The sequence below is a fragment of the Paracoccus sp. (in: a-proteobacteria) genome, from assembly GCF_030604785.1.
In the GTDB taxonomy this organism is placed as follows: Bacteria; Pseudomonadota; Alphaproteobacteria; order Rhodobacterales; family Rhodobacteraceae; genus Paracoccus.
Map to the genome: position 1 here is coordinate 19,231 of NZ_JAUVVF010000035.1, position 19,067 is coordinate 38,297.

General features: G+C 68.3%; 22 protein-coding genes. 11 read left to right on the forward strand and 11 right to left on the reverse strand.

Annotated features, from left to right (window positions below; translation table 11 throughout):
- Window positions 1-197: 197 nt before the first annotated feature.
- Both QAR72_RS11785 and argF read left to right on the forward strand, forming a co-directional pair.
- Complete coding sequence (locus QAR72_RS11785) at window positions 198-1,382, forward strand: aspartate aminotransferase family protein (RefSeq protein ID WP_304617574.1); 1,185 nt, start codon at window positions 198-200, stop codon at window positions 1,380-1,382.
- 161 nt (window positions 1,383-1,543) lie between these two features.
- Window positions 1,544-2,470 (forward strand): ornithine carbamoyltransferase, encoded by a 927-nt coding sequence (gene argF / locus QAR72_RS11790; protein ID WP_304617575.1) that lies wholly within the window; start codon window positions 1,544-1,546, stop codon window positions 2,468-2,470.
- A gap of 170 nt (window positions 2,471-2,640) precedes the next feature.
- On the opposite strand, the gene QAR72_RS11795 is transcribed toward argF, so the two are convergent.
- On the reverse strand, window positions 2,641-3,468 hold the full coding sequence (locus QAR72_RS11795; protein ID WP_304617576.1) for a hypothetical protein: 828 nt from the start codon (window positions 3,466-3,468) through the stop codon (window positions 2,641-2,643).
- Between the two features lie 175 nt (window positions 3,469-3,643).
- On the opposite strand from QAR72_RS11795, the gene QAR72_RS11800 reads away from it, so the two are divergent.
- On the forward strand, window positions 3,644-4,741 hold the full coding sequence (locus QAR72_RS11800; protein WP_304617577.1) for a hypothetical protein: 1,098 nt from the start codon (window positions 3,644-3,646) through the stop codon (window positions 4,739-4,741).
- On the opposite strand, the gene QAR72_RS11805 is transcribed toward QAR72_RS11800, so the two are convergent.
- The 3 genes from QAR72_RS11805 to QAR72_RS11815 form a co-directional block, all read right to left on the reverse strand.
- A complete protein-coding gene (locus QAR72_RS11805) occupies window positions 4,694-5,689 on the reverse strand; it encodes a glycosyltransferase family 2 protein (RefSeq protein ID WP_304617578.1) in 996 nt (331 codons plus the stop codon). The two genes, QAR72_RS11800 and QAR72_RS11805, sit on opposite strands and share 48 nt — an antisense overlap.
- Entirely contained in the window at window positions 5,686-6,201 is a 516-nt protein-coding gene (locus QAR72_RS11810; protein WP_304617579.1) for a hypothetical protein, read from the reverse strand. Before QAR72_RS11810 ends, QAR72_RS11805 begins: the two co-directional genes overlap by 4 nt.
- Before the next feature lie 180 nt (window positions 6,202-6,381).
- On the reverse strand, window positions 6,382-7,977 hold the full coding sequence (locus QAR72_RS11815; protein ID WP_304617580.1) for a phosphoenolpyruvate carboxykinase: 1,596 nt from the start codon (window positions 7,975-7,977) through the stop codon (window positions 6,382-6,384).
- A 205-nt stretch (window positions 7,978-8,182) separates the two neighbouring features.
- On the opposite strand from QAR72_RS11815, the gene QAR72_RS11820 reads away from it, so the two are divergent.
- From QAR72_RS11820 to QAR72_RS11845, 6 genes are all read left to right on the forward strand, one after another.
- Window positions 8,183-8,593 (forward strand): HPr kinase/phosphorylase, encoded by a 411-nt coding sequence (locus QAR72_RS11820; RefSeq protein ID WP_304617581.1) that lies wholly within the window; start codon window positions 8,183-8,185, stop codon window positions 8,591-8,593.
- Window positions 8,594-8,620: 27 nt separating this feature from the next.
- Window positions 8,621-9,571 carry an RNase adapter RapZ gene (gene rapZ, locus QAR72_RS11825; protein WP_304617582.1) on the forward strand — a complete coding sequence of 317 codons (951 nt, stop codon included), beginning with the start codon at window positions 8,621-8,623 and terminating at the stop codon, window positions 9,569-9,571.
- A gap of 31 nt (window positions 9,572-9,602) precedes the next feature.
- Window positions 9,603-10,025 (forward strand): PTS sugar transporter subunit IIA, encoded by a 423-nt coding sequence (locus tag QAR72_RS11830; RefSeq protein ID WP_304617583.1) that lies wholly within the window; start codon window positions 9,603-9,605, stop codon window positions 10,023-10,025.
- Window positions 10,022-10,300, forward strand: coding sequence for an HPr family phosphocarrier protein (locus QAR72_RS11835; protein ID WP_304617584.1), 279 nt, complete (start codon window positions 10,022-10,024; stop codon window positions 10,298-10,300). The genes QAR72_RS11830 and QAR72_RS11835 overlap by 4 nt, the downstream gene beginning before the upstream one ends.
- A complete protein-coding gene (locus QAR72_RS11840) occupies window positions 10,300-10,914 on the forward strand; it encodes a TetR/AcrR family transcriptional regulator (RefSeq protein WP_304617585.1) in 615 nt (204 codons plus the stop codon). Before QAR72_RS11835 ends, QAR72_RS11840 begins: the two co-directional genes overlap by 1 nt.
- An 89-nt stretch (window positions 10,915-11,003) precedes the next feature.
- Entirely contained in the window at window positions 11,004-11,399 is a 396-nt protein-coding gene (locus QAR72_RS11845; RefSeq protein WP_442953578.1) for a DUF2852 domain-containing protein, read from the forward strand.
- A 44-nt stretch (window positions 11,400-11,443) separates the two neighbouring features.
- On the opposite strand, the gene QAR72_RS11850 is transcribed toward QAR72_RS11845, so the two are convergent.
- The 7 genes from QAR72_RS11850 to QAR72_RS11880 form a co-directional block, all read right to left on the reverse strand.
- Entirely contained in the window at window positions 11,444-12,319 is an 876-nt protein-coding gene (locus QAR72_RS11850; RefSeq protein WP_304617587.1) for a 3-hydroxybutyryl-CoA dehydrogenase, read from the reverse strand.
- Between the two features lie 140 nt (window positions 12,320-12,459).
- Entirely contained in the window at window positions 12,460-13,386 is a 927-nt protein-coding gene (locus tag QAR72_RS11855) for an electron transfer flavoprotein subunit alpha/FixB family protein (protein WP_304617588.1), read from the reverse strand.
- Window positions 13,386-14,144 carry an electron transfer flavoprotein subunit beta/FixA family protein gene (locus tag QAR72_RS11860; protein WP_304617589.1) on the reverse strand — a complete coding sequence of 253 codons (759 nt, stop codon included), beginning with the start codon at window positions 14,142-14,144 and terminating at the stop codon, window positions 13,386-13,388. Before QAR72_RS11860 ends, QAR72_RS11855 begins: the two co-directional genes overlap by 1 nt.
- Before the next feature lie 123 nt (window positions 14,145-14,267).
- Window positions 14,268-14,840: a cob(I)yrinic acid a,c-diamide adenosyltransferase gene (locus tag QAR72_RS11865; RefSeq protein WP_304617590.1), complete on the reverse strand. Its 573-nt coding sequence runs from the start codon at window positions 14,838-14,840 to the stop codon at window positions 14,268-14,270.
- Entirely contained in the window at window positions 14,840-15,040 is a 201-nt protein-coding gene (locus QAR72_RS11870; RefSeq protein ID WP_304617591.1) for a twin transmembrane helix small protein, read from the reverse strand. The genes QAR72_RS11865 and QAR72_RS11870 overlap by 1 nt, the downstream gene beginning before the upstream one ends.
- A 24-nt stretch (window positions 15,041-15,064) precedes the next feature.
- Window positions 15,065-15,889 (reverse strand): SDR family NAD(P)-dependent oxidoreductase, encoded by an 825-nt coding sequence (locus QAR72_RS11875; RefSeq protein ID WP_304617592.1) that lies wholly within the window; start codon window positions 15,887-15,889, stop codon window positions 15,065-15,067.
- Window positions 15,886-16,395: an SH3 domain-containing protein gene (locus QAR72_RS11880; protein ID WP_304617593.1), complete on the reverse strand. Its 510-nt coding sequence runs from the start codon at window positions 16,393-16,395 to the stop codon at window positions 15,886-15,888. The genes QAR72_RS11875 and QAR72_RS11880 overlap by 4 nt, the downstream gene beginning before the upstream one ends.
- 152 nt (window positions 16,396-16,547) lie before the next feature.
- Between QAR72_RS11880 and parC the strand changes: the two genes are divergently transcribed.
- Together parC and QAR72_RS11890 are read left to right on the forward strand one after the other, a co-directional pair.
- Entirely contained in the window at window positions 16,548-18,782 is a 2,235-nt protein-coding gene (parC, locus tag QAR72_RS11885; RefSeq protein ID WP_304617594.1) for a DNA topoisomerase IV subunit A, read from the forward strand.
- A 158-nt stretch (window positions 18,783-18,940) separates the two neighbouring features.
- Window positions 18,941-19,067, forward strand: a 127-nt coding sequence (locus QAR72_RS11890) for a GTP-binding protein (protein WP_304617595.1), incomplete at its 3' end; no start/stop codon positions are given.

A 19,067-nucleotide genomic window follows, 5' to 3' on the forward strand; every position in this document is an offset into this window, starting at 1 on the left:
AGCGCAGGCATGACCCGACCCGCCGGCAGGGTCAACCGCCCGGCAGAGGCAATTACCGCTTGCGTGTCGCGCCCGTCACGCGCATCTTCCGGCCATGAACAAGCGACGCGCCCGTATCATCCGACGCTGATGCGACCCCTCGACGGTCCGCATCCCCGCTTGCCTGCCCCTTTCCCATCGCTGCAAAGGCCCTGCCCATGACCACGCCCGCGATTCCGCATGTCCTGCCGACCTATAACCGCGCCAACCTGGCCTTTGAGCGCGGCGAGGGCGCCTGGGCGATCACCGCCGACGGCACGCGCTATCTGGATCTGGGCGCGGGGATCGCCGTGAACGCGCTGGGCCACGCCCATCCGGCGCTGGTCCAGGCGCTGACCGAACAGGCCGGGCGGATCTGGCATGTCTCGAACCTCTACCAGATCCCCGAGCAGGAGCGTCTGGCCGACCTGCTGGTCGAACAGACCTTTGCCGACACGGTCTTCTTCACCAATTCCGGGACCGAGGCCGCGGAACTGGCCATCAAGATGGTCCGCAAATACTGGGACCATGCGGGCGATCCCGACCGGATCGAGATCCTGACCTTCGAGGGCGCGTTCCACGGCCGCTCGACCGGCGCCATCGCGGCGGCGGGGTCCGAGAAGATGACCAAGGGCTTCGGCCCGCTGATGCCGGGTTTCCGCACGCTGCCCTTCGGCGATCACGACGCCCTGCGCGCCGCCGCCAGCAACCGCACCGCCGCGATCATGGTTGAGCCGGTGCAGGGCGAGGGCGGCATCCGCGTGCTGCCCGATATCTGCCTCAAGGGCCTGCGCGAGATCTGCGACGCGACCGGCGCGCTGCTGGTCTTCGACGAGGTGCAATGCGGCATGGGCCGGACGGGGCGGCTGTTCGCGCATGAACATGCGGGCATCGCCCCCGACATCATGATGGTCGCCAAGGGCATCGGCGGGGGCTTTCCGCTGGGCGCGGTGCTGGCCACGGCCAAGGCGGCCTCGGGGATGGTCGCGGGCACGCATGGCTCGACCTATGGCGGCAACCCGCTGGCCTGCGCGGTCGGCGCGCGGGTGATGGAGATCGTCGCCGAGCCGGCCTTTCTGGCCGAGGTGAACCGCAAAGCCGCACTCTTCCGCCAGAAGCTGGAAGGCCTTGTCGCCGCCCATCCCGACATCTTCGAGGCCGTGCGCGGACAGGGCCTGATGCTGGGCCTGAAATGCCGCACGGCCCCGGCCGATCTGGTCCGGGCGGCCTATGACCAGCACCTGCTGACCGTGCCGGCCGCCGACAACACGCTGCGCCTTCTGCCGCCCCTGAACATCGAGGATGCCGAGATCGCCGAGGCCGTCGACCGGCTGGACCGCGCCGCAGCCAGTCTTGCCGCCTGAACCGGGGGACGTGCCCGCGCGCCTGCCGCATTCTTCCTCAGGCAAAACCGGGTCGGCGCGGGGCGGCGCGACAGGCCAGCGCCCGCTGTTCCCGACCTTCCGCCCCTTGACCCCGCCCGCCGGGCAGGGCTTGCTGTCACAAAACGCTGAAAGCCGGAACGATGACGCATTTTCTCGATATCCACACCACCGACCGCGCGGCCCTGCGCGCGATCATCGACAATGCCCGCGCGATGAAGACCGCCCGTCAGGGCCGTCCGCGCGGCATGCCCGATGACGAACAGCCGCTGGCCGGCCGGATGGTGGCGCTGATCTTCGAGAAGCCCTCGACCCGGACCCGCGTCAGCTTCGACGTGGGCGTGCGGCAGATGGGCGGCCAGACGATGGTCCTGTCGGGCTCCGAGATGCAGCTTGGCCATGGCGAGACGATCGCGGACACCGCCCGCGTCCTGTCGCGCTATGTCGACCTGATCATGATACGCACCTTCGAGGAGGCGACGCTGCACGAGATGGCCGAATATGCCAGCGTGCCGGTGATCAACGGGCTGACCAACCGCACCCATCCCTGCCAGATCATGGCCGACGTGATGACCTTCGAGGAGCATCGCGGCGACATCGCCGGCCGCAAGGTCGTGTGGTCGGGCGACGGCAACAATGTCTTTGCCAGCTTCGCCCATGCGGCGGGGCAGTTCGGCTTTGACCTGACCTTCACCGGCCCGAAACCGCTGGACCCGGAACAGGAATGGCTGGATTACGCGGCCTCGCAGGGGCGCCCCATCACCATCGAGCGCGACCCGGAACGCGCGGTGATCGGCGCCGATCTGGTCGTGACCGACACCTGGGTCAGCATGCATGACCCGCAATCGGCCAAGGAGCGCCGCCACAACCAGCTGCGCGGCTACCAGATCAACGAGGCGCTGATGGCCCGTGCGAAGCCCGATGCGCTGTTCATGCACTGCCTGCCCGCCCATCGCGAGGACGAGGTGACGAGCGCCGTCATGGACGGTCCGAACTCGGTCATCTGGGACGAGGCCGAGAACCGCCTTCACGCGCAGAAGGCGATCATGCGGCATTGTCTGGGCGTCTGAGCGCCCCGGCGCGGGTTCAGGCCGGGCTGTGCGGCGACCAGAAGGGCGCCAGCACGCCGTCACGGTCGGCCGGGGTCGGGCGGCGCGCAGTGCTTTGACCTGCTGGCGAACCCGGCCAATACTGCGGAGGCGCAACCGGCGGTCGGTCCTGCTTTCTTGCGCGGAGGGGATCAGCTGGAGCGGAGGCGGCGGCGCAGCCAGCGCAGCGGCGCCGTCAGGCGATAGGAGCGCGAGCGGTAGAAGCGGTCAAGTTCGGCGCGCACCAGGTCGCGGTCGTGCAGGGCCTGGTCGGCCTCGGCGCGGGCGCGGTCGCGGGCGGCGCGGCTGAGCCGGATGCGGGTCTCGGCCTTTTCCAGCCGCTCGGTCAGGGCGATGGTCTGGCGGGCCATCGCCTCGAGCTCCTCGCGCCCGGCAGCGCAGCGGGCTTCCAGCAGGGCGATGGTGCGCGCATCGCGGTCGCGCGCGGCGGCGGCATCGGCGGCCAGCGCGCAGACCGCATCGAGGTCCAGAGGATCGGCGGGCGGCTGGGCCGCAAGGGCGCTGCGTTCGGCCATCAGCGCCTGTTCGAGCGCGCGCAGATCAGGATCGGCGTCGATCAGGTGGCGCGCCAGCAGGATCAGCAGCGGATCGGGCAAGGCGGGCGCTGGCAGCGGCAGGGGCGCGGCCGCAAGGCCCAGCCTGTCGGTCACCGCGCCGGGATCGGCCAGCGCCTCTTGCGCGATCAGCAGGCGCGTCTGCGTGCGATCGGCGCGGCGGGCGGCGAGCGCGGTCTTGATCCCCTGGGCCAGGGCGGACAGGGCGGCGGGGGCCGGCATCGCGGCCAGCGCCGCAGCCAGCGACAGGACCGGCTGCCCGACGATCACGACGCGCAGATCTCCCGGCAGGGCCGATTGCGACAGCGACAGGCGCAGCGTCTCGGTCGCGTCGCTGTCATCCGCGGCGATGATCGCCGCCGGCGGTTCCAAGGGGGCGGGCGCGGAGAGGATGGGCGATGGCACGGGCGCAGCAACCTTTGCGGGCGCGGCCTGAGGCGCGCGATGGGGGACGGTGGCAGGCTTATCAAACAGCAGCGCCCTGCGACAAGGGCCTGCCGGGCGGCTGGCCTTGGCCCTGCGGCGCGGCTATGGTCGGCGCGGCCCGCTGCGGGGGCCGGGTTCAAGGGGGCGGCGGGGGATGCGCGGCAGGATCAGGGTCTTCGTCTCGGGCCGCCACAAGGCGCGGATGCCGCTGAGCTATGCCGCGCTGGCGCCGCTTTTCGCGGACCGGATCGAGACGGTGGACCGGCCCGCCGAGGCCGATCTGCACCTGTTCGCGCATGTGCTGGACGTGGCCGAGGCACCGCTTGCGCTGGTCGAGGATTGGCGCAAGCGGCGCAGGCCGGTCGTGCTGCTGTCGGAAGAGCCGTTCTGGGACACGATCTGGAACCGACGCCCCACCCAGCCGCGCCGCGTCGTGGACGGGCTGCATGGCGCGTTGCCGGTGGTGCAGATCAACCACCAGACCAGCGACGTCTTCCGGTTCGAGCAGATCCCCTATTACCTGCTGACCCATCACCGCTTTGCCACGACCTATGCGGCGCGGTTCGCGCGCAATGCGCGGCTGTCGACCTCTGCGATCCGTGCCCGCCTGAGCGCCGCGCCCTGCGATCTGTGCTTCCTGTTCGAGCGCCGCCCCGAGCCGCATCACAATGCGGGCTGGCCCGAGGCGGGTCTGTTCGGTCTCTGCGCGTGGCGGACCGCCCTGGCCGAGGCCTGCACGACCGGCCGGGTCGAGCGGCTGGGCGCAAGCTGGCAGGGTGGGCCGCCCCGGCAGGGGCTGGTGAACTGGTATGCCGACAAGATGGCGCGGCTGGACGGACATGCGCGGATCATGGGCGCGATCGAGAACACCCATCAGCCCGATTACCTGACCGAGAAGCTGTTCGATGCGCTGGCGAACCTGTCGCTGCCGCTTTACTGGGCGCTGCCGGGCCATCGGCTGGCCGAGTTCGGCCTGCCCGACGAGGCCTGGGTCAATCTGGCCGGGCTGGACCCTGCGGAGGCCGCGCTGCGCGTGGCCGATCTGATCGGCAGTCCGTTCAGCGATGCCCGGATCGAGGCCCTGCGCGAGGCGCAGGCGGTGCTGGCCGCGCGGCTGGGCCGCCCCGGCCCGTGGCTGGCCGAGCGCGCGCGGCTGGCGCGCGCGCTGCCCCTGGCGCTGGAGGCGGTGCTGGACGCGCCGCGCTCAGCCGATGCCGAGGCGGTCGAGCAGCGCGCCGCGATCGGCGCGTAGCGCCCGGCGCTGCGCGGGGGGCGTGCGGGTCAGCCAGAAGCGCGTGGCATGGGCCCGAAGGGCGGGCCGGTCCTCGGGCGGCAGATGCGCGCCGATCCAGTCGGTCAGCCCCCAGACGAAGCTGTTGAAGGCCTGCGCCAGCGCGGGCCTGTCGCTCAGCGCGATCTCCTCGGCCAGGGCGTCCAGAACCGGGAACAGGCGCAGCCTTTCGGCGGTGTGGCGGTTCGTCAGGCGGTTGCCGTGATGGCGCACCACATGGACCACGCCGATCCGGTCGCTGGCGATGATCCGGTCGGCCAGCAGGAAGCTGCGCCAGTGCAGTTCGACATCGTTATGCACCATCAGCGGCGTGCAGCCGATGCCCTTGCCGCGCAGAAAGGCGGTGCGGTAGATCTTGTTCCAGGGATAGTTCGCCGTCTGGACCAGAGCCGCCGCCTGATCCGCCCCGACCGCGTTCAGCGCGCCATGGGCCAGCCCCGCCTGCCGCCAGAGCCTGTCGTCAAAGGGTCTCTGCCCCCAGAGCCGCTCCTGATCGCCGCGCGTGTCATGGTGCTGGAAGATGCAGAAATCGAAGCTGCGCGCTGTCGGGTCCTGCGCCAAGTCCCGCGCCAGATGCGCCAGATCGGGCATCACCATGTCGTCGGCATCCAGAAAGATGACATGCGGCGCCGTGACCAGCGTCAGGCCCAGATTGCGCGCCGCCCCTGCCCCCAGCGGCCTGGGCTGGCGCAGGAGGCGCAGCCAGCCGGGGGCCATCGCACGGGCCTCGGGGCCTGCGGCGGCCAGCAGGTCCGCGCCGTGCAGGGGCGGGCTGGAGGCGTCGTCGATCACGATCACCTCGACGACCGGGCCAAGCCGGGCGAGCGCCGCGAGCAGCGGGGCCAGCGTCCCGGCATCGTTGTGGCAGGGGATCACCACCGACAGGGCAAGGCTGGCCGGCGCGGTCATGCCGACAGGATCGCCAGATCGTGCAGGTGCAGGTCGAGCGGCCGGCAGGGCAGGAACAGGACCAGTTCGCGCCACGGCGCCTGCACGGGCAGGGCGTTCTGGCTGGGCAGGTGGATCAGGTCGTGATGCGTCGCGGCCTCGTCATGGGCCAGCCAGTGGCGCGGCATGAAATGGTCGCGAAAGCCGCCTTCGGGCAGGCCCGAGCGCAGGCAGGCGCGGATCAGCACCTCGTCGGGGGCGACGGCGCGGGCGGCAAGGCCCAGAAAGCGCAGCCCCGCAAGGTCGGGCAGATCCAGCGCCAGATGTAGCCCCAGCCACGCCCCTGCCGCACGGGGCCGCAAGGCCAGTTCCAGCACCCGCCCCGAAGGCGAGCGCCATTCGCCCCCGAGCTGCAGGGCGGGGTCGGCGTGAAGGGTCAGACCATCGCAAAGGGGCGTTCGATTACCCATGATCGCGCCATGCGATAGCAGCTCGCGAAAGGCGCTGAAGGCTGCGGGATGGGCAAGGTTCATGCGGGCTTCCCTTGGATGGCAGGCTGCGGGGCGCTCGCCGTTCCTTGTCGAGACCGGGCGCTCTGCTGCCTCTTAGGCGGGGTTGCGCGGCGGGGGCAAGAGTGCACGCTATCAGGGGGCGCTGAAACGCAAGACGCGGCAGAGGGGCCTCTGCCGCGTCGGTTCGTGGGGCGGGTGGCCTCAGCCGATGGCTGCGGCGCGGACCTCGTCGTCGATCGCGTCCAGGTATTGCGCGAAATTGTCGCAGAACATCTGCACCAGCTTCTTGGCCTGCGCGTCATAGGCGGCCGGATCGGCCCAGGTCTGGCGCGGGTCGAGCAGCCGGTCCTCGACGCCCGGGACGCTGACGGGAACCTCGAAGCCGAAATTCGGATCCTTGCGGAACTGAACGCCGTTCAGGCTGCCGTCCAGCGCCGCCGCCAGCAGGGCGCGCGTCGCAGCGATCGGCATGCGCTTGCCGGTGCCGAAGGCGCCGCCGGTCCAGCCGGTGTTCACGAGCCAGCAGGACGCGCCGTGCTGGGCGATCTTCTGTTGCAGGAGCTTGCCGTAGACCTCGGGGCGGCGGGGCATGAAGGGCGCGCCGAAGCAGGTCGAGAAGGTCGGGATCGGCTCGGTCACGCCGACCTCGGTGCCCGGCGTCTTGGAGGTGAAGCCCGACAGGAAGTGGTACATCGCCTGCGCCGGGGTCAGCCGCGCGATGGGCGGCAGGACGCCGTAAGCGTCGCAGGTCAGCATGATGACGTTCTTCGGATGCCCGCCGAGGCTGGTCGCGGAGGCGTTCGAGATCGCGTCCAGCGGGTAGGCGCAGCGCATGTTGTCGGTGATCGAGTTGTCCTCGAAATCCAGCTCGAGCGTGTCGGCGTCGAAGACCATGTTCTCGATCACGGTGCCGAAGCGCGAGGTCGTGGCGTAGATCTCGGGCTCGGCCTTGGGCGAGAGGTTGATCGTCTTAGCGTAGCAGCCGCCCTCGAAGTTGAAGATGCCCTTGTCGGACCAGCCATGCTCGTCATCGCCGATCAGCACGCGCGAGGGATCGGCCGAGAGCGTCGTCTTGCCGGTGCCCGAAAGGCCGAAGAAGACGGCCGCGTCGTCGGGGTCGCCCGGCGCGTGGTTTGCGCTGCAATGCATCGGCATGATGCCCTTTTCGGGCAGCAGGTAGTTCAGCAGGGTGAAGACCGACTTCTTGTTCTCGCCGGCATAGGCGGTGTTGGCGATCAGGATCAGCTTCTTGTCGAAGTTCAGCGCGATCACGGTTTCCGAGCGGCAGCCGTGGCGGGCCGGATCGGCCTTGAAGCCGGGGCAGTTGATGATCGTGAAATCGGGCGTGAAGGTCGCCAGTTCCGAGGCTTCGGGGCGGCGCAGCAGGTGCCGGATGAACAGGCCGTGCCAGGCCAGTTCGGTCACGACGCGCACGTCCAGGCGGTTTTCGGCATCGGCGCCGCCGAAGAGGTCCTGCACGAAATAGTCGCGGCCCTTCATGTGGGCCAGCATGTCGGCATGCAGCAGGTCGAACGCCTCGGGGGACATCGGCTTGTTGTTGTCCCACCAGATGGTGTTTTCCACGGAGGGCGTGCGGACGACGAACTTGTCCTTGGGCGAACGGCCCGTATGGCTGCCCGTCGAGACGAGGAAGGCGCCGCCGAGGCCCAGACGACCCTCGCCGCGCGAGACGGCCTCGGTGATCAGGGCGGGTTCCAGCAGGTTGTAATAGACCTGGCCCAGCCCCTCGATGCCTTGATCCTCAAGCCGGCAATTGGGGTTCACGCGCGTCGTCATGTTCTCGGGGCTCCGTGGCTGTGAATTGGACCGCGACGTTTCGCGGTGCCGCAAGGCGGCTATAACACGGGGCGAAATCGAGGAAACAAGTCAGCGCAAACGGTTAGCGCCAACATCGAATGTTATCGCAAACGGAAAGAAATCTGGCGGAAATTCGCGCGGAATTAACCAATCACGGGGCAGGTTGGAAAGGGAGGTGATTCGCATGGTCCAGCTTCACGCAAGCACTGTCGCGCTGAACGGCCGGGGGCTGATCATCCTGGGCCCTTCGGGTTCGGGCAAGTCCAGCCTGGCGCTGGACCTGATGGCGGCGGGGGCGGTTCTGGTGGCCGATGACCGCACCGATCTGCGCGTCGAAGAGGGGCGGCTGGTGGCCTCGGCGCCTGCAGGCGTGGCTGGCCGGATCGAGGCGCGGGGCGTCGGCATCCTGGGCGCCGAAACCGCGCCGGCTGCGCTGGTGATGGCCTGCGATCTGGGCGCGGCCGAGGATATGCGCCTGCCGCCATGGAGGCATGCGGAATGGCTGGGGGTGCGGCTGCCTCTTGTGTTGGGGCCGTATCGGCCGCATCTTTATGCTGCGCTGCGGCAGATGCTGCTGGCAGGGCGGCTGGAATAAGGGGCGCTGCTCGCGAAGGGGTATGCCATGACAGACGCCACAGAGACCGAGACCGGGACACAGAGGCTGGTTCTGGTGACGGGACCGTCCGGGGCCGGGCGGTCCACCGCGATCAACGTGCTGGAGGATCTGGGCTTCGAGGCGATCGACAATCTGCCGCTGTCGCTGATCCCGCGGCTGCTGGACGGTCCGGCGCGGCCGACGCCGCTTGCGCTGGGGCTGGATGTGCGCAACCGCGATTTTTCGGCTTCGAACGTGATCGAGCTGATCGACCGGCTGACCCGCGCGCCGGGTTTCCTGCCCGAGGTCCTGTATCTGGATTGCGACGCCGACGTGCTGGTGCGCCGCTACAACGAGACGCGCCGCCGCCATCCCCTGTCGCCCGACCGCGCCCCCCTTGCGGGCGTCATGGCCGAGATCGACCTGCTGGCGCCGATCCGGGCGCGGGCCGATGTGCTGGTCGAAACCAGCGACCTGTCGCCCCATGACCTGCGCGCCGAACTGGGGCGCTGGTTCGACATGCGGGCGGTCTCGCGGCTCAGCGTGTCGCTGCATTCGTTCAGCTACAAGCGTGGCGTGCCGCGCGGTCTGGACCTGATGTTCGATTGCCGCTTCCTGTCCAACCCGCACTGGCAGGCCGATCTGCGGCCGCTGACCGGGCTGGACCCGCGCGTTCAGGCCCATGTCGAGGCCGATCCCCGATTCGCGGAATTCTTCGAGCGGACGCGCGATCTGGTGCGCTTCTTGCTTCCCGCCCATATGGAAGAGGGCAAATCGCATCTTTCCGTGGGCTTCGGATGTACCGGCGGGCAACACCGTTCCGTCACTTTGGTTGAAAAGATGGCCGTTTCGCTTGCAGAGGCGGGGTGGCCGGTGTCAATAAGGCACAGGGAACTTGAGCGGCGGATCAACGCTGTGCCCCTTGAAGGCGATGCGGCGCCCAACGCCGAGGCAGGACCGGACAAGAGGCGGGCATGACGATGCCGCATGCAGGACGTGGTGGAACGCGTTGATTGGAATTGTGATCGTAGCGCATGGTGGGCTGGCCCGGGAATATCTCTCGGCGGTCGAGCATGTCGTCGGACCTCAGGCCGGGATAGCCGCCGTCGCGATCGAGGATGATCACGACCGGGCCGCCAAGACGGCCGAGATCAAGGCCGCCGCGAATTCGGTCGATCAGGGCGAGGGCGTCGTCGTGGTGACCGACCTGTTCGGCGGCTCGCCCTCGAACCTGTCGCTGCCGGCATGCGCGGTGCAGGACCGCGCGATCCTTTACGGCGCGAACCTGCCGATGCTGGTCAAGCTGGCCAAGTCGCGCCACCTGCCGGTCTCGGAGGCGGTAGCCTTCGCCAAGGAGGCCGGGCGGAAATACATCAATTCCTACAATGTCCCCCCCGAGGCGGGTTCCGACCTGGGGCGGCTGGCGCGATGAGCGATGCGATCACGCGCGAACTGACCATCATCAACGTCAAGGGGCTGCATGCCCGCGCCAGCGCCAAGTTCGTCGATCTGGTCGAACGCCATGACGCGCAGGCTCTGGTCTCGAAGGACGGGATCGAGGTTTCGGGCGATTCCATCATGGGTCTGCTGATGCTGACCGCGCCGCGCGGCAGCAGCATCACGGTCACGACAAGCGGACCCGAGGCCGCCGCGCTGGCCGATGCGCTGGAGGCGCTGGTGGGGGACTATTTCGGCGAAGGCATGTAGTGGCCGAACGCCGGTCCTATCATCACGGGAACCTGCGCCAGGCGCTGGTCGAGGCCACTGCCGCACTGATCGAGGAGCAGGGCCCGCAGGCCTTTACCCTGACCGAGGCTGCGCGCCGTGCGGGCGTGTCCGCAGCAGCACCCTATCGCCATTTCAAGGGCCGCGAGGACCTGCTGGAAGAGGTCGCGCGGCAGGGTTTCGTCGAATTCGCGGGCCGGCTGGAGGCCGCGTTTGATGGCGGCCGGCCGCGCGCGCTGACCGCCTTCCTGCGGATGGGGCAGGCCTATCTGGATTTTGCCCGCGACCGACCGGGCTATTACATGGCGATGTTCGAATCCGGCCTGTCCATCGCGGGCAATGCCGATCTGGCAGCCGCGTCCGAACGCGCGCAGCGCGTGCTGGTCGAGGGGGCCGAGGCCCTGGCCGAACGCCTGCCCGAGGATCGCCGCCCCCCCGCCCGGATGGTGGCCAACCACATCTGGGCCCTGAGCCACGGCGTCGTCGAGCTGTTCGGCCGCGGCAGGCCGGGCAGCCGCAGTCCGGTTTCCCCCTCCGAGATGCTGGAAAGCGGTGCCATCGTCTATCTGCGCGGGCTGGGCCTGATCCCCGAGTGATTTTTCGCCACGATCCTCTTGACGCGGGGCATGGAGCCTTCCATCTATGTAAATGTGATTAACATTAACATCGGAGACGAGAGATGAGCATGGGCACGCAAGCGCTGCCTCCGGTTCCCGCCGGGACGCGCTTTTCTGACTTTCTTCTGCGGGGCCGGGACTGGCTGGACGGGCATGGCCGCAAGGCCTGGATCGCCGCCATGATCCTGGGTTTCATCGCCTTCTGGCCAATCGGCCTGGCATTCCTGTTCTACATGATCTGGAGCAATCGCATGTTCGGATGCAGCAAGCGCAGCCACGCGCCCCGCTATCACGCCCCCGCCACCGGCAATTCGGCCTTTGACGCCTATCGCGAACAGACGCTGAAGCGGCTGGAGGACGAGCATCGCGAATTCATGGATTTCCTGGAAAAACTGCGCGAGGCCAAGGACAAGGCCGAGTTCGACCAGTTCATGGAAAAGCGCGACGCCAAGGCGGATGCCTGATCACGGAGGCGGGGCCGGATGACCGGCCCCGCGTCGACCGGCGCTCAGCGCGTCGGCACGGGGGTCTCGCCCCGGTAATCGTAGAAGCCGCGGCCGGTCTTGCGACCCAGCCAGCCGGCCTCGACATATTTCGTCAGCAGCGGGCAGGGGCGGTATTTGGTGTCGGCCAGACCGTCATGCAGGACGTTCATGATGGCAAGGCAGGTATCCAGGCCGATGAAATCCGCCAGTTCCAGCGGCCCCATCGGATGATTGGTGCCCAGCTTCATCGCAAGGTCGATGGACTGGACCGAGCCGACCCCTTCGTAAAGCGTGTAGACCGCCTCGTTGATCATCGGCATCAGGATGCGGTTCACGATGAAGGCGGGGAAATCCTCGGCCGTGGCGGGGGTCTTGCCCAGGCGTTCGACGACCTCCAGCAGGGTCTGATAGGTCGCGTCGTCCGTGGCGATGCCGCGGATCAGTTCGACCAGCTGCATGACCGGAACCGGGTTCATGAAGTGAAAGCCCATGAATTTCTCGGGGCGGTCGGTGCGGCTGGCCAGGCGCGTGATCGAGATCGAGGACGTGTTCGAGGTCAGGATCGTCTCGGGCTTCAGATGCGGCAGAAGGTCGGCGAAGATCGCCTGTTTGACGGTCTCGCGTTCGGTCGCGGCCTCGATCACCAGATCCGAACGGCCCAGATCGGAAAGCTGCGTGGTGGTGCGGATGCGGGCCATCGCGGCGTCCTTGTCGGCGGCCGTGATCTTCTCGCGGCTGACCTGCCGGTCGAGATTGCGGTCGATCAGCGCCACGGCCTTGTCCAGCGCCTCGGCGCTGATATCGGTCAGCAGCACGTCATAGCCCGACTGGGCGAAGACATGGGCGATGCCGTTGCCCATCTGGCCTGCCCCGATCACCCCAACCGTCTGAATCGTCATGGATGCCCCCCTTGCGGTCACGCGCAGACGATAGGGGGCGTGCTGCGCTGCCGCAACGCAAAACCGCCCCCGTGACGCAAGGGTGCGTCGCGGGGGCGGCGTTCCGGAGGGCGCCTGCGGCGCCGCCCGGCTGGAAGCGGTCAGAGCTTCTCGGTCAGTTCCGGGACGGTGCTGAACAGATCGCCCACGAGACCGTAATCCGCGACCTGGAAGATCGGCGCCTCTTCGTCCTTGTTGATCGCGACGATGACCTTGCTGTCCTTCATGCCCGCAAGGTGCTGGATCGCGCCCGAGATGCCGACGGCGACATAAAGCTCGGGGGCGACGACCTTGCCGGTCTGGCCGACCTGCCAGTCATTCGGCGCATAGCCCGAATCGACGGCGGCGCGGCTGGCGCCCACGGCGGCGCCCAGCTTGTCGGCCAGCGCCTCGATGATGGCGAACTGCTCCTTGGAGCCAAGGGCACGGCCGCCCGAGACGACGCGCTTGGCCGAGGTCAGTTCGGGCCGGTCGCTCTGCGCGACCTCGTCCGAAAGCCATTTCGACAGCGCCGGATCATCGGCCAGCACCGCGTCCGAGACGGGGGCGGCAGCGCCTTCGCCGGCGGCGTCGAAGCTGGCGGTGCGGATCGTCATGACCTTGACCCGGTCGCCCGATTTCACGGTCTGGATCGCGTTGCCGGCATAGACCGGGCGTTCGAACGTGTCCGCGTCGATCACCGCCGAGACGTCCGAGATGACCATGACATCCAGCAGCGCCGCGACGCGGGGCATGATGTTCTTGGCATCGGTCGTCGCCGGGGCCGCGACATGGCTGTATTCGCCCGCAAGCCCGGCCAGCAGCGCCGCGGTCGGTTCGGCCAGGCGGTGGCCGTAGCGCGCATCCTCGGCGACCAGCACGCGGCTGACGCCTTCGATGGTGGCGGCCGCATCGGCCGCGCCGCGCGCCGAGGCGCCCGCGCAGAGAACCGTCACATCGCCAAGCGCCTTGACCGCGCCCACGGCCTTGGCCGTCGCGTCGCGGTTAAGTTCGCCATTCGTGACTTCGGCCAGAAGAAGAACAGCCATCACACCACCCCCGCTTCTTTCAGTTTCGACACCAGCTCGTCGACCGAGCCGACCTTGATCCCGGCCTTGCGGCCCTCGGGTTCGCGCGTGCTGACCACGGTCAGGCGCGGGGTCGTGTCCACGCCGTAATCGGCGGCGGTCTTCTCATCCAGCGGCTTCTTCTTGGCCTTCATGATGTTGGGAAGGCTGGCATAGCGCGGCTCGTTCAGGCGCAGGTCGGCGGTGACGATGGCGGGCAGTTTCACCTCGATCGTCTGCAGGCCGCCATCAACCTCGCGCGTGACATGGGCGACATCGCCCGCGATCTCCAGCTTGCTGGCAAAGGTCGCCTGACCCCAGCCCAGCAGCGCGGCCAGCATCTGGCCCGTCGCGTTCATGTCGTTGTCGATGGCCTGCTTGCCCGCGATCACAAGGCCCGGCTGTTCGGCGTCGATCACGGCCTTGAGGATCTTGGCGACGGCCAGCGGCTCGATGTCCTGATGCACGTCATCGGCGGCCACGACCAGGATCGCGCGGTCCGCGCCCATGGCCAGCGCCGTGCGCAGCGTCTCGGCGGCCTGCTTGACGCCGATCGAGACAGCCACGATTTCCGAGGCCGCGCCCTTTTCCTTGAGCCGGATCGCCTCTTCGACCGCGATCTCGTCGAAGGGGTTCATCGACATCTTCACGTTTGCCAGATCGACCCCGGAACCGTCCGCCTTCACGCGGGCCTTCACGTTGTAGTCGATCACGCGCTTGACTGGCACGAGAACCTTCATCGGCCTCTCTCCCTTGGTTGCGTCATCTGTCGAACGGGAAGGTAGAGGCGGAAATCGCCCAATGACAGGGCAAAAATGACGCAAGACGCAGCGTTTGGAACCCGATCGGGCGCGGTCGCGGCGCTAACGGCTGGCGCCCGGCACCCAGAGGATATCGCCCTGGCCGTTGTCGTTGGCCACGCGCGAGGCGACGAACAGCCAGTCCGACAGACGGTTCAGATAGCGGATCGCCGCGCCGTTCACATCGCCGCCCGCCAGCAATTCCGTGGCGCGTCTTTCCGCGCGGCGCGCGACCGTGCGCGACAGGTGCAGATGCGCGGCCAGCGCCGATCCTCCGGGCAGGATGAAGCTGCGCAAGGGTTCGAGATGCGCGTTCATGGCGTCGATCTCGGTTTCCAGACGCGTCACCTGCGCGTCGATGATCCGCAGCACGGGATAGCCCGCCTGATCGTCCGCCGCCATGTTCGGCCGCGACAGGTCCGCGCCCAGATCGAAGAGGTCGTTCTGGATCACCGCGATCCGCGCCGCCATCTCGCCCGTGGCATGCTGGCGGCAGAGGCCGAGCGTGGCGTTCAGTTCGTCCACCGTGCCATAGGCCTCGACCCGGGGATCGTGCTTGGCCACGCGGCTGCCATCGGACAGGGCCGTGTCGCCCTGATCGCCGGTGCGGGTATAGATGCGGTTCAGCACCACCATCAGCGCGCCCTCCACCACACGAAGAGCAGCATGATCGCGATGGCCGCCGCCTGCGCGTAAAGGCGCCAGCGCATCATGCGGTTGCCGTGCTTGCGGTTGAACTCGCCGCCCTTGGCGAATCCGCCGATGCCGGTGAGCAGGATCGCCATGACCACACCGATCGAGATGATGGTCACGAGAAACAGGGGTTTGTCTGCCATGGGGACCGCCTTTCGGGGGCCAACCTAGTTCCGCCGCGCGAACCAGTCCAGAGCGCGGGTCGGCAGAACCCGCCTTGCCAGCCCGGAAATCCGCGTCGGCGCCGTGACATAATAGCGCGGCGCGGGGTCTCGCGCGGTCAGCGCGGTCAGGATCCGGTCGCTGACGGCCGACGGGGGCAGCTCGAATCGGTCCTTGCCGGGCGGGCCATAGAGGCGCTTCAGCAGGCTTGCGCGATACTGGTCGGCGCGCGGGCTGGCCTGCCAGTCGACCCATCGCTCGAAATGCGGGATGGCGTTTTCGCGGATGCGGCTGGTGATCGGGCCGGGCTCGATCAGGATGACGCGGACGGGGGTGCCGTGCATTTCAAGCCGCAGCACGTCGGTCAGACCCTCCAGCGCGAATTTCGTCGCCACATAGGGGCCGCGCCAGGGGATGCCCACGAGGCCCAGGACAGAACTGATATTGACAATCCGCCCGCCGCCTTGCCGGAAATGCGGGATCAGGCGGCGGGTCAGGTCATGGGTGCCGAACAGGTTCACCTCGAAGATGGCGCGCAGCGCGCCGCGCGGCATGTCCTCGACCGCGCCGGGCAGGGCGAAGGCCGCGTTGTTGACCAGCGCGTCCAGTGGCCCTCCGGCCAGCACGGCCTCGGCGCAGGCGGCGACGCTGTCCTCGCAGGCCAGATCGAGGGGCAGGCATTCCATCCCCTCGGCCCGGCGGGCGGCGATGTCCTCGGGGCGGCGGCAGGTGGCGACGACCCGCCAGCCCTCGGCCTGCAGGCGGCGCGCGGCATCCAGCCCGATCCCGGACGAGCAGCCCGTGATCAGCACCCGACCGGGCTGCCTCATTGCGGCTGGTCGCTGACGAATTGCGCCGAGACATAGCCCGTCTGGCCGCCCGGCGCGCGGACATTGACCCAGCCGTCCTGCGCCGGGGCCAGCGGTTCAAGCCGGGTGCCGCCGTCAAGGCCGGTGACGACCGTCGCCCCGCCATTGGGCGCGGTGCGCATGTTCAGGCGGCTGGCCGTGACCCACAGCGCGGGGCCGTCCGACGCGGCGGGGGCGGGCGTGTCGTCCTGCGGCGCGCGGCCCGCGAATTCGGGCGAGGGTTCCAGCGCGGGGCCGGGAAAGCTGTGGGCCTGTTCGGGGGTCTGCTGGGGCTGGGGCAGGGGATCGGCGGTCTGCACCGGCTGGGGCGCGGCTTCGGGCTGCGGGGTCGGTTCGGGCAGCCTCACCGCGACAGGTTCGGGCGCGGGCGTGACGCGTTGGGCGCGCAGATCCTCGCCGCCCAGAAAGATCATCGCCGCATAGATCCCGGCCACCGTGGCCAGAAGAAGAAAGGACAATCTGAACATCACCCGCGCATTCCCCCGTCATCGCAGCGACCTTAGCCGCCCGGTCCCCCAACGCCAAGCAGGCGGTCCCGTTCCGCAGCCCTGCGCGCCGGCGCCACGCATCGGCGCTTTTCGATCTGGACCGTTGCCGCGCCGCGCCCTATCCAAGGCGCATGTCAGACGATCCGATTTCCGATCCCGCCGAAGGTGCCGACAAGGGCACGATGTCAGAGCCGCTCAGCCGCGCCATCGGCGAGCGTTACCTGACCTATGCGCTGTCCACGATCATGCACCGCGCGCTGCCCGATGCCCGCGACGGGCTGAAGCCGGTCCATCGCCGCATCCTCTACGCGATGCGCGAACTCAGGCTGGCGCCGAACGGGGCGTTCCGCAAATCGGCCAAGATCACCGGCGACGTGATGGGCAATTACCACCCCCATGGCGATGCGGCGATCTATGACGCGATGGCGCGTCTGGCGCAGGATTTCGCCATGCGCTACCCGCTGGTGGACGGCCAGGGGAACTTCGGCAATATCGATGGCGATAACCCCGCCGCCGCCCGCTACACCGAGGCTCGCCTTGCCGCCGCATCCGAGGCGCTGATGGACGGGCTGGCCGAGGACGCGGTCGATTACCGCCCCAATTACGACGGCACGCTGACCGAGCCGGTCGTCCTGCCTTCGGCCTTTCCGAACCTGCTGGCCAACGGTGCCTCGGGGATCGCGGTGGGGATGGCGACGAACATCCCACCCCACAACCTGCACGAGGTCGTGGATGCTTGCCTGCATCTGATCAAGTCGCCCGATGCCCGCGATGATACGCTGGCCGCGCTGATCAAGGGCCCCGATTTCCCGACCGGCGGCGTTCTGGTCGAGACCGCCGAAAGCATGGCCGAGACCTATCGCACCGGCCGCGGCGCCTTCCGTCTGCGCGCCCGCTGGTCGGTCGAGGATCTGGGCCGCGGCCAATGGCAGATCGTCGTCACCGAGATCCCCTATCAGGTGCAGAAATCCAAGCTGATCGAACGGCTGGCCGAACTGATCCAGACCCGCAAGATCCCGATCCTGGCCGATATCCGCGACGAATCCGCCGAGGATGTCCGCATCGTGCTGGAGCCGAAATCCCGCAGCGTCGATCCCGACCAGCTGATGGGCGCGCTGTTCAAGACCAGCGATCTGGAAATCCGCTTCAACCTGAACATGAACGTCCTGATCGACGGCCGCGTGCCCAAGGTCTGTTCCCTCAAGGAGGTTCTGCGCGCCTTTCTGGACCATCGCCGCGAGGTGCTGGTCCGGCGCGCGAATTACCGGCTGGGCAAGATCGCGGCCCGGCTCGAGGTGCTGGAAGGTTATCTGGTCGCCTATCTGAACCTTGACCGCGTGATCGAGATCATCCGCAACGAGGATGACCCCAAGGCCGTCATGATGGCCGAATTCGCGCTGACCGAGGTGCAGGTCGAGGCGATCCTGAACATGCGCCTGCGCGCGCTGCGCAAGCTCGAGGAGATCGAGCTGCGGGCCGAACGCGACGCCCTGCTTGATGAACGCACCTTGCTGGAGGCGATGCTGGCCGACGAGGGCGCGCAATGGGCGCGCATCGCGGACGAGCTGAAGGGCGTGCGCGACGCCTTCGGCAAGTCCCGCCCCGAGGGCCAGCGCCGCACCACCATCGCCGAGGCCGGCGAGACGCCCGAGATCGACCTCGATTCGATGATCGAGCGCGAGCCGCTGACCGTGATCCTGTCAAAGATGGGCTGGATCCGCGCGATGAAGGGCCACCAGCCGCTGGATGCGGAACTCAAGTTCAAGGATGGCGACGGCCCGGGATTCGCGCTGCATGCCGAAACGACCGACAAGCTGATGGTGTTCGCCTCGAACGGGCGGTTCTACACGCTGCCGGCCGCGAACCTGCCCGGCGGGCGCGGCATGGGCGAGCCGCTGCGCCTGATGATCGACCTACCCAACGAGGCCGAGATCATCAACGTCTTCCCCTGGCGCGAGGGGGTCCGCTATCTGGTCGCCTCGAAGGCCGGGGATGGCTTCATCGTGGGCGCCTCGGACATCCTGGCGCAGACGCGCTCGGGCAAGCAGGTGCTGAACGGCGACGCGCTTCTGTGCCGCCCGGTGCAGGGCGATCACGTCGCGGTCGTCGGCGACAACCGCAAGCTGCTGGTCTTCCCGCTGGACGAATTGCCCGAGATGGCGCGCGGCAAGGGCGTGCGGCTGCTCAAGTTCAAGGATGGCGGGCTGTCCGACGCGGTCTGCCTGACCCTGTCCCAGGGCCTGTCCTGGCCCATGGGCGGCGGCAAGACCCGGCACGAACCCGACCTGACCGAATGGCTGGGCAAGCGCGCCACGGCGGGCCGGATGGCGCCGCGCGGCTTCCCGCGCGACAACCGTTTCGCATGACACCGACAGGCCTCCGCGCGGCGCTGCCACAGTGCCGCCGGAGCCTCGCGCGAAGGGCGCAACCTGCCCTTGATTTTTCCCCGATGCGCTTATAGATCGCAGCGCACGTCAAATCCGGGGCCGTCTCAGCCATGCCCCGTGGTATCCAGGAGGCCCAGATGGCAAAGGCAAAGTTTGAACGGACGAAACCGCACGTCAACATCGGCACGATCGGTCACGTTGACCACGGCAAGACGACGCTGACGGCTGCGATCACGAAGTATTTCGGCGAGTTCCGCGCCTATG

Excerpts from the sequence above, each read along its gene's own strand:
- QAR72_RS11845 (WP_442953578.1), top strand. The coding sequence starts at position 11,004 with ATGGGCACGCAAGCGCTGCCTCCGGTTCCCGCCGGGACGCGCTTTTCT.
- parC (WP_304617594.1), top strand. The coding sequence starts at position 16,548 with ATGTCAGACGATCCGATTTCCGATCCCGCCGAAGGTGCCGACAAGGGC.
- QAR72_RS11870 (WP_304617591.1), bottom strand. The coding sequence starts at position 15,040 with ATGGCAGACAAACCCCTGTTTCTCGTGACCATCATCTCGATCGGTGTG.
- QAR72_RS11860 (WP_304617589.1), bottom strand. The coding sequence starts at position 14,144 with ATGAAGGTTCTCGTGCCAGTCAAGCGCGTGATCGACTACAACGTGAAG.
- QAR72_RS11800 (WP_304617577.1), top strand. The coding sequence starts at position 3,644 with ATGCGCGGCAGGATCAGGGTCTTCGTCTCGGGCCGCCACAAGGCGCGG.
- argF (WP_304617575.1), top strand. The coding sequence starts at position 1,544 with ATGACGCATTTTCTCGATATCCACACCACCGACCGCGCGGCCCTGCGC.
- QAR72_RS11855 (WP_304617588.1), bottom strand. The coding sequence starts at position 13,386 with ATGGCTGTTCTTCTTCTGGCCGAAGTCACGAATGGCGAACTTAACCGC.
- QAR72_RS11815 (WP_304617580.1), bottom strand. The coding sequence starts at position 7,977 with ATGACGACGCGCGTGAACCCCAATTGCCGGCTTGAGGATCAAGGCATC.
- QAR72_RS11865 (WP_304617590.1), bottom strand. The coding sequence starts at position 14,840 with ATGGTGGTGCTGAACCGCATCTATACCCGCACCGGCGATCAGGGCGAC.
- QAR72_RS11875 (WP_304617592.1), bottom strand. The coding sequence starts at position 15,889 with ATGAGGCAGCCCGGTCGGGTGCTGATCACGGGCTGCTCGTCCGGGATC.
- QAR72_RS11880 (WP_304617593.1), bottom strand. The coding sequence starts at position 16,395 with ATGTTCAGATTGTCCTTTCTTCTTCTGGCCACGGTGGCCGGGATCTAT.
- QAR72_RS11820 (WP_304617581.1), top strand. The coding sequence starts at position 8,183 with ATGGTCCAGCTTCACGCAAGCACTGTCGCGCTGAACGGCCGGGGGCTG.
- QAR72_RS11850 (WP_304617587.1), bottom strand. The coding sequence starts at position 12,319 with ATGACGATTCAGACGGTTGGGGTGATCGGGGCAGGCCAGATGGGCAAC.
- QAR72_RS11805 (WP_304617578.1), bottom strand. The coding sequence starts at position 5,689 with ATGACCGCGCCGGCCAGCCTTGCCCTGTCGGTGGTGATCCCCTGCCAC.
- rapZ (WP_304617582.1), top strand. The coding sequence starts at position 8,621 with ATGACAGACGCCACAGAGACCGAGACCGGGACACAGAGGCTGGTTCTG.
- QAR72_RS11835 (WP_304617584.1), top strand. The coding sequence starts at position 10,022 with ATGAGCGATGCGATCACGCGCGAACTGACCATCATCAACGTCAAGGGG.
- QAR72_RS11785 (WP_304617574.1), top strand. The coding sequence starts at position 198 with ATGACCACGCCCGCGATTCCGCATGTCCTGCCGACCTATAACCGCGCC.
- QAR72_RS11810 (WP_304617579.1), bottom strand. The coding sequence starts at position 6,201 with ATGAACCTTGCCCATCCCGCAGCCTTCAGCGCCTTTCGCGAGCTGCTA.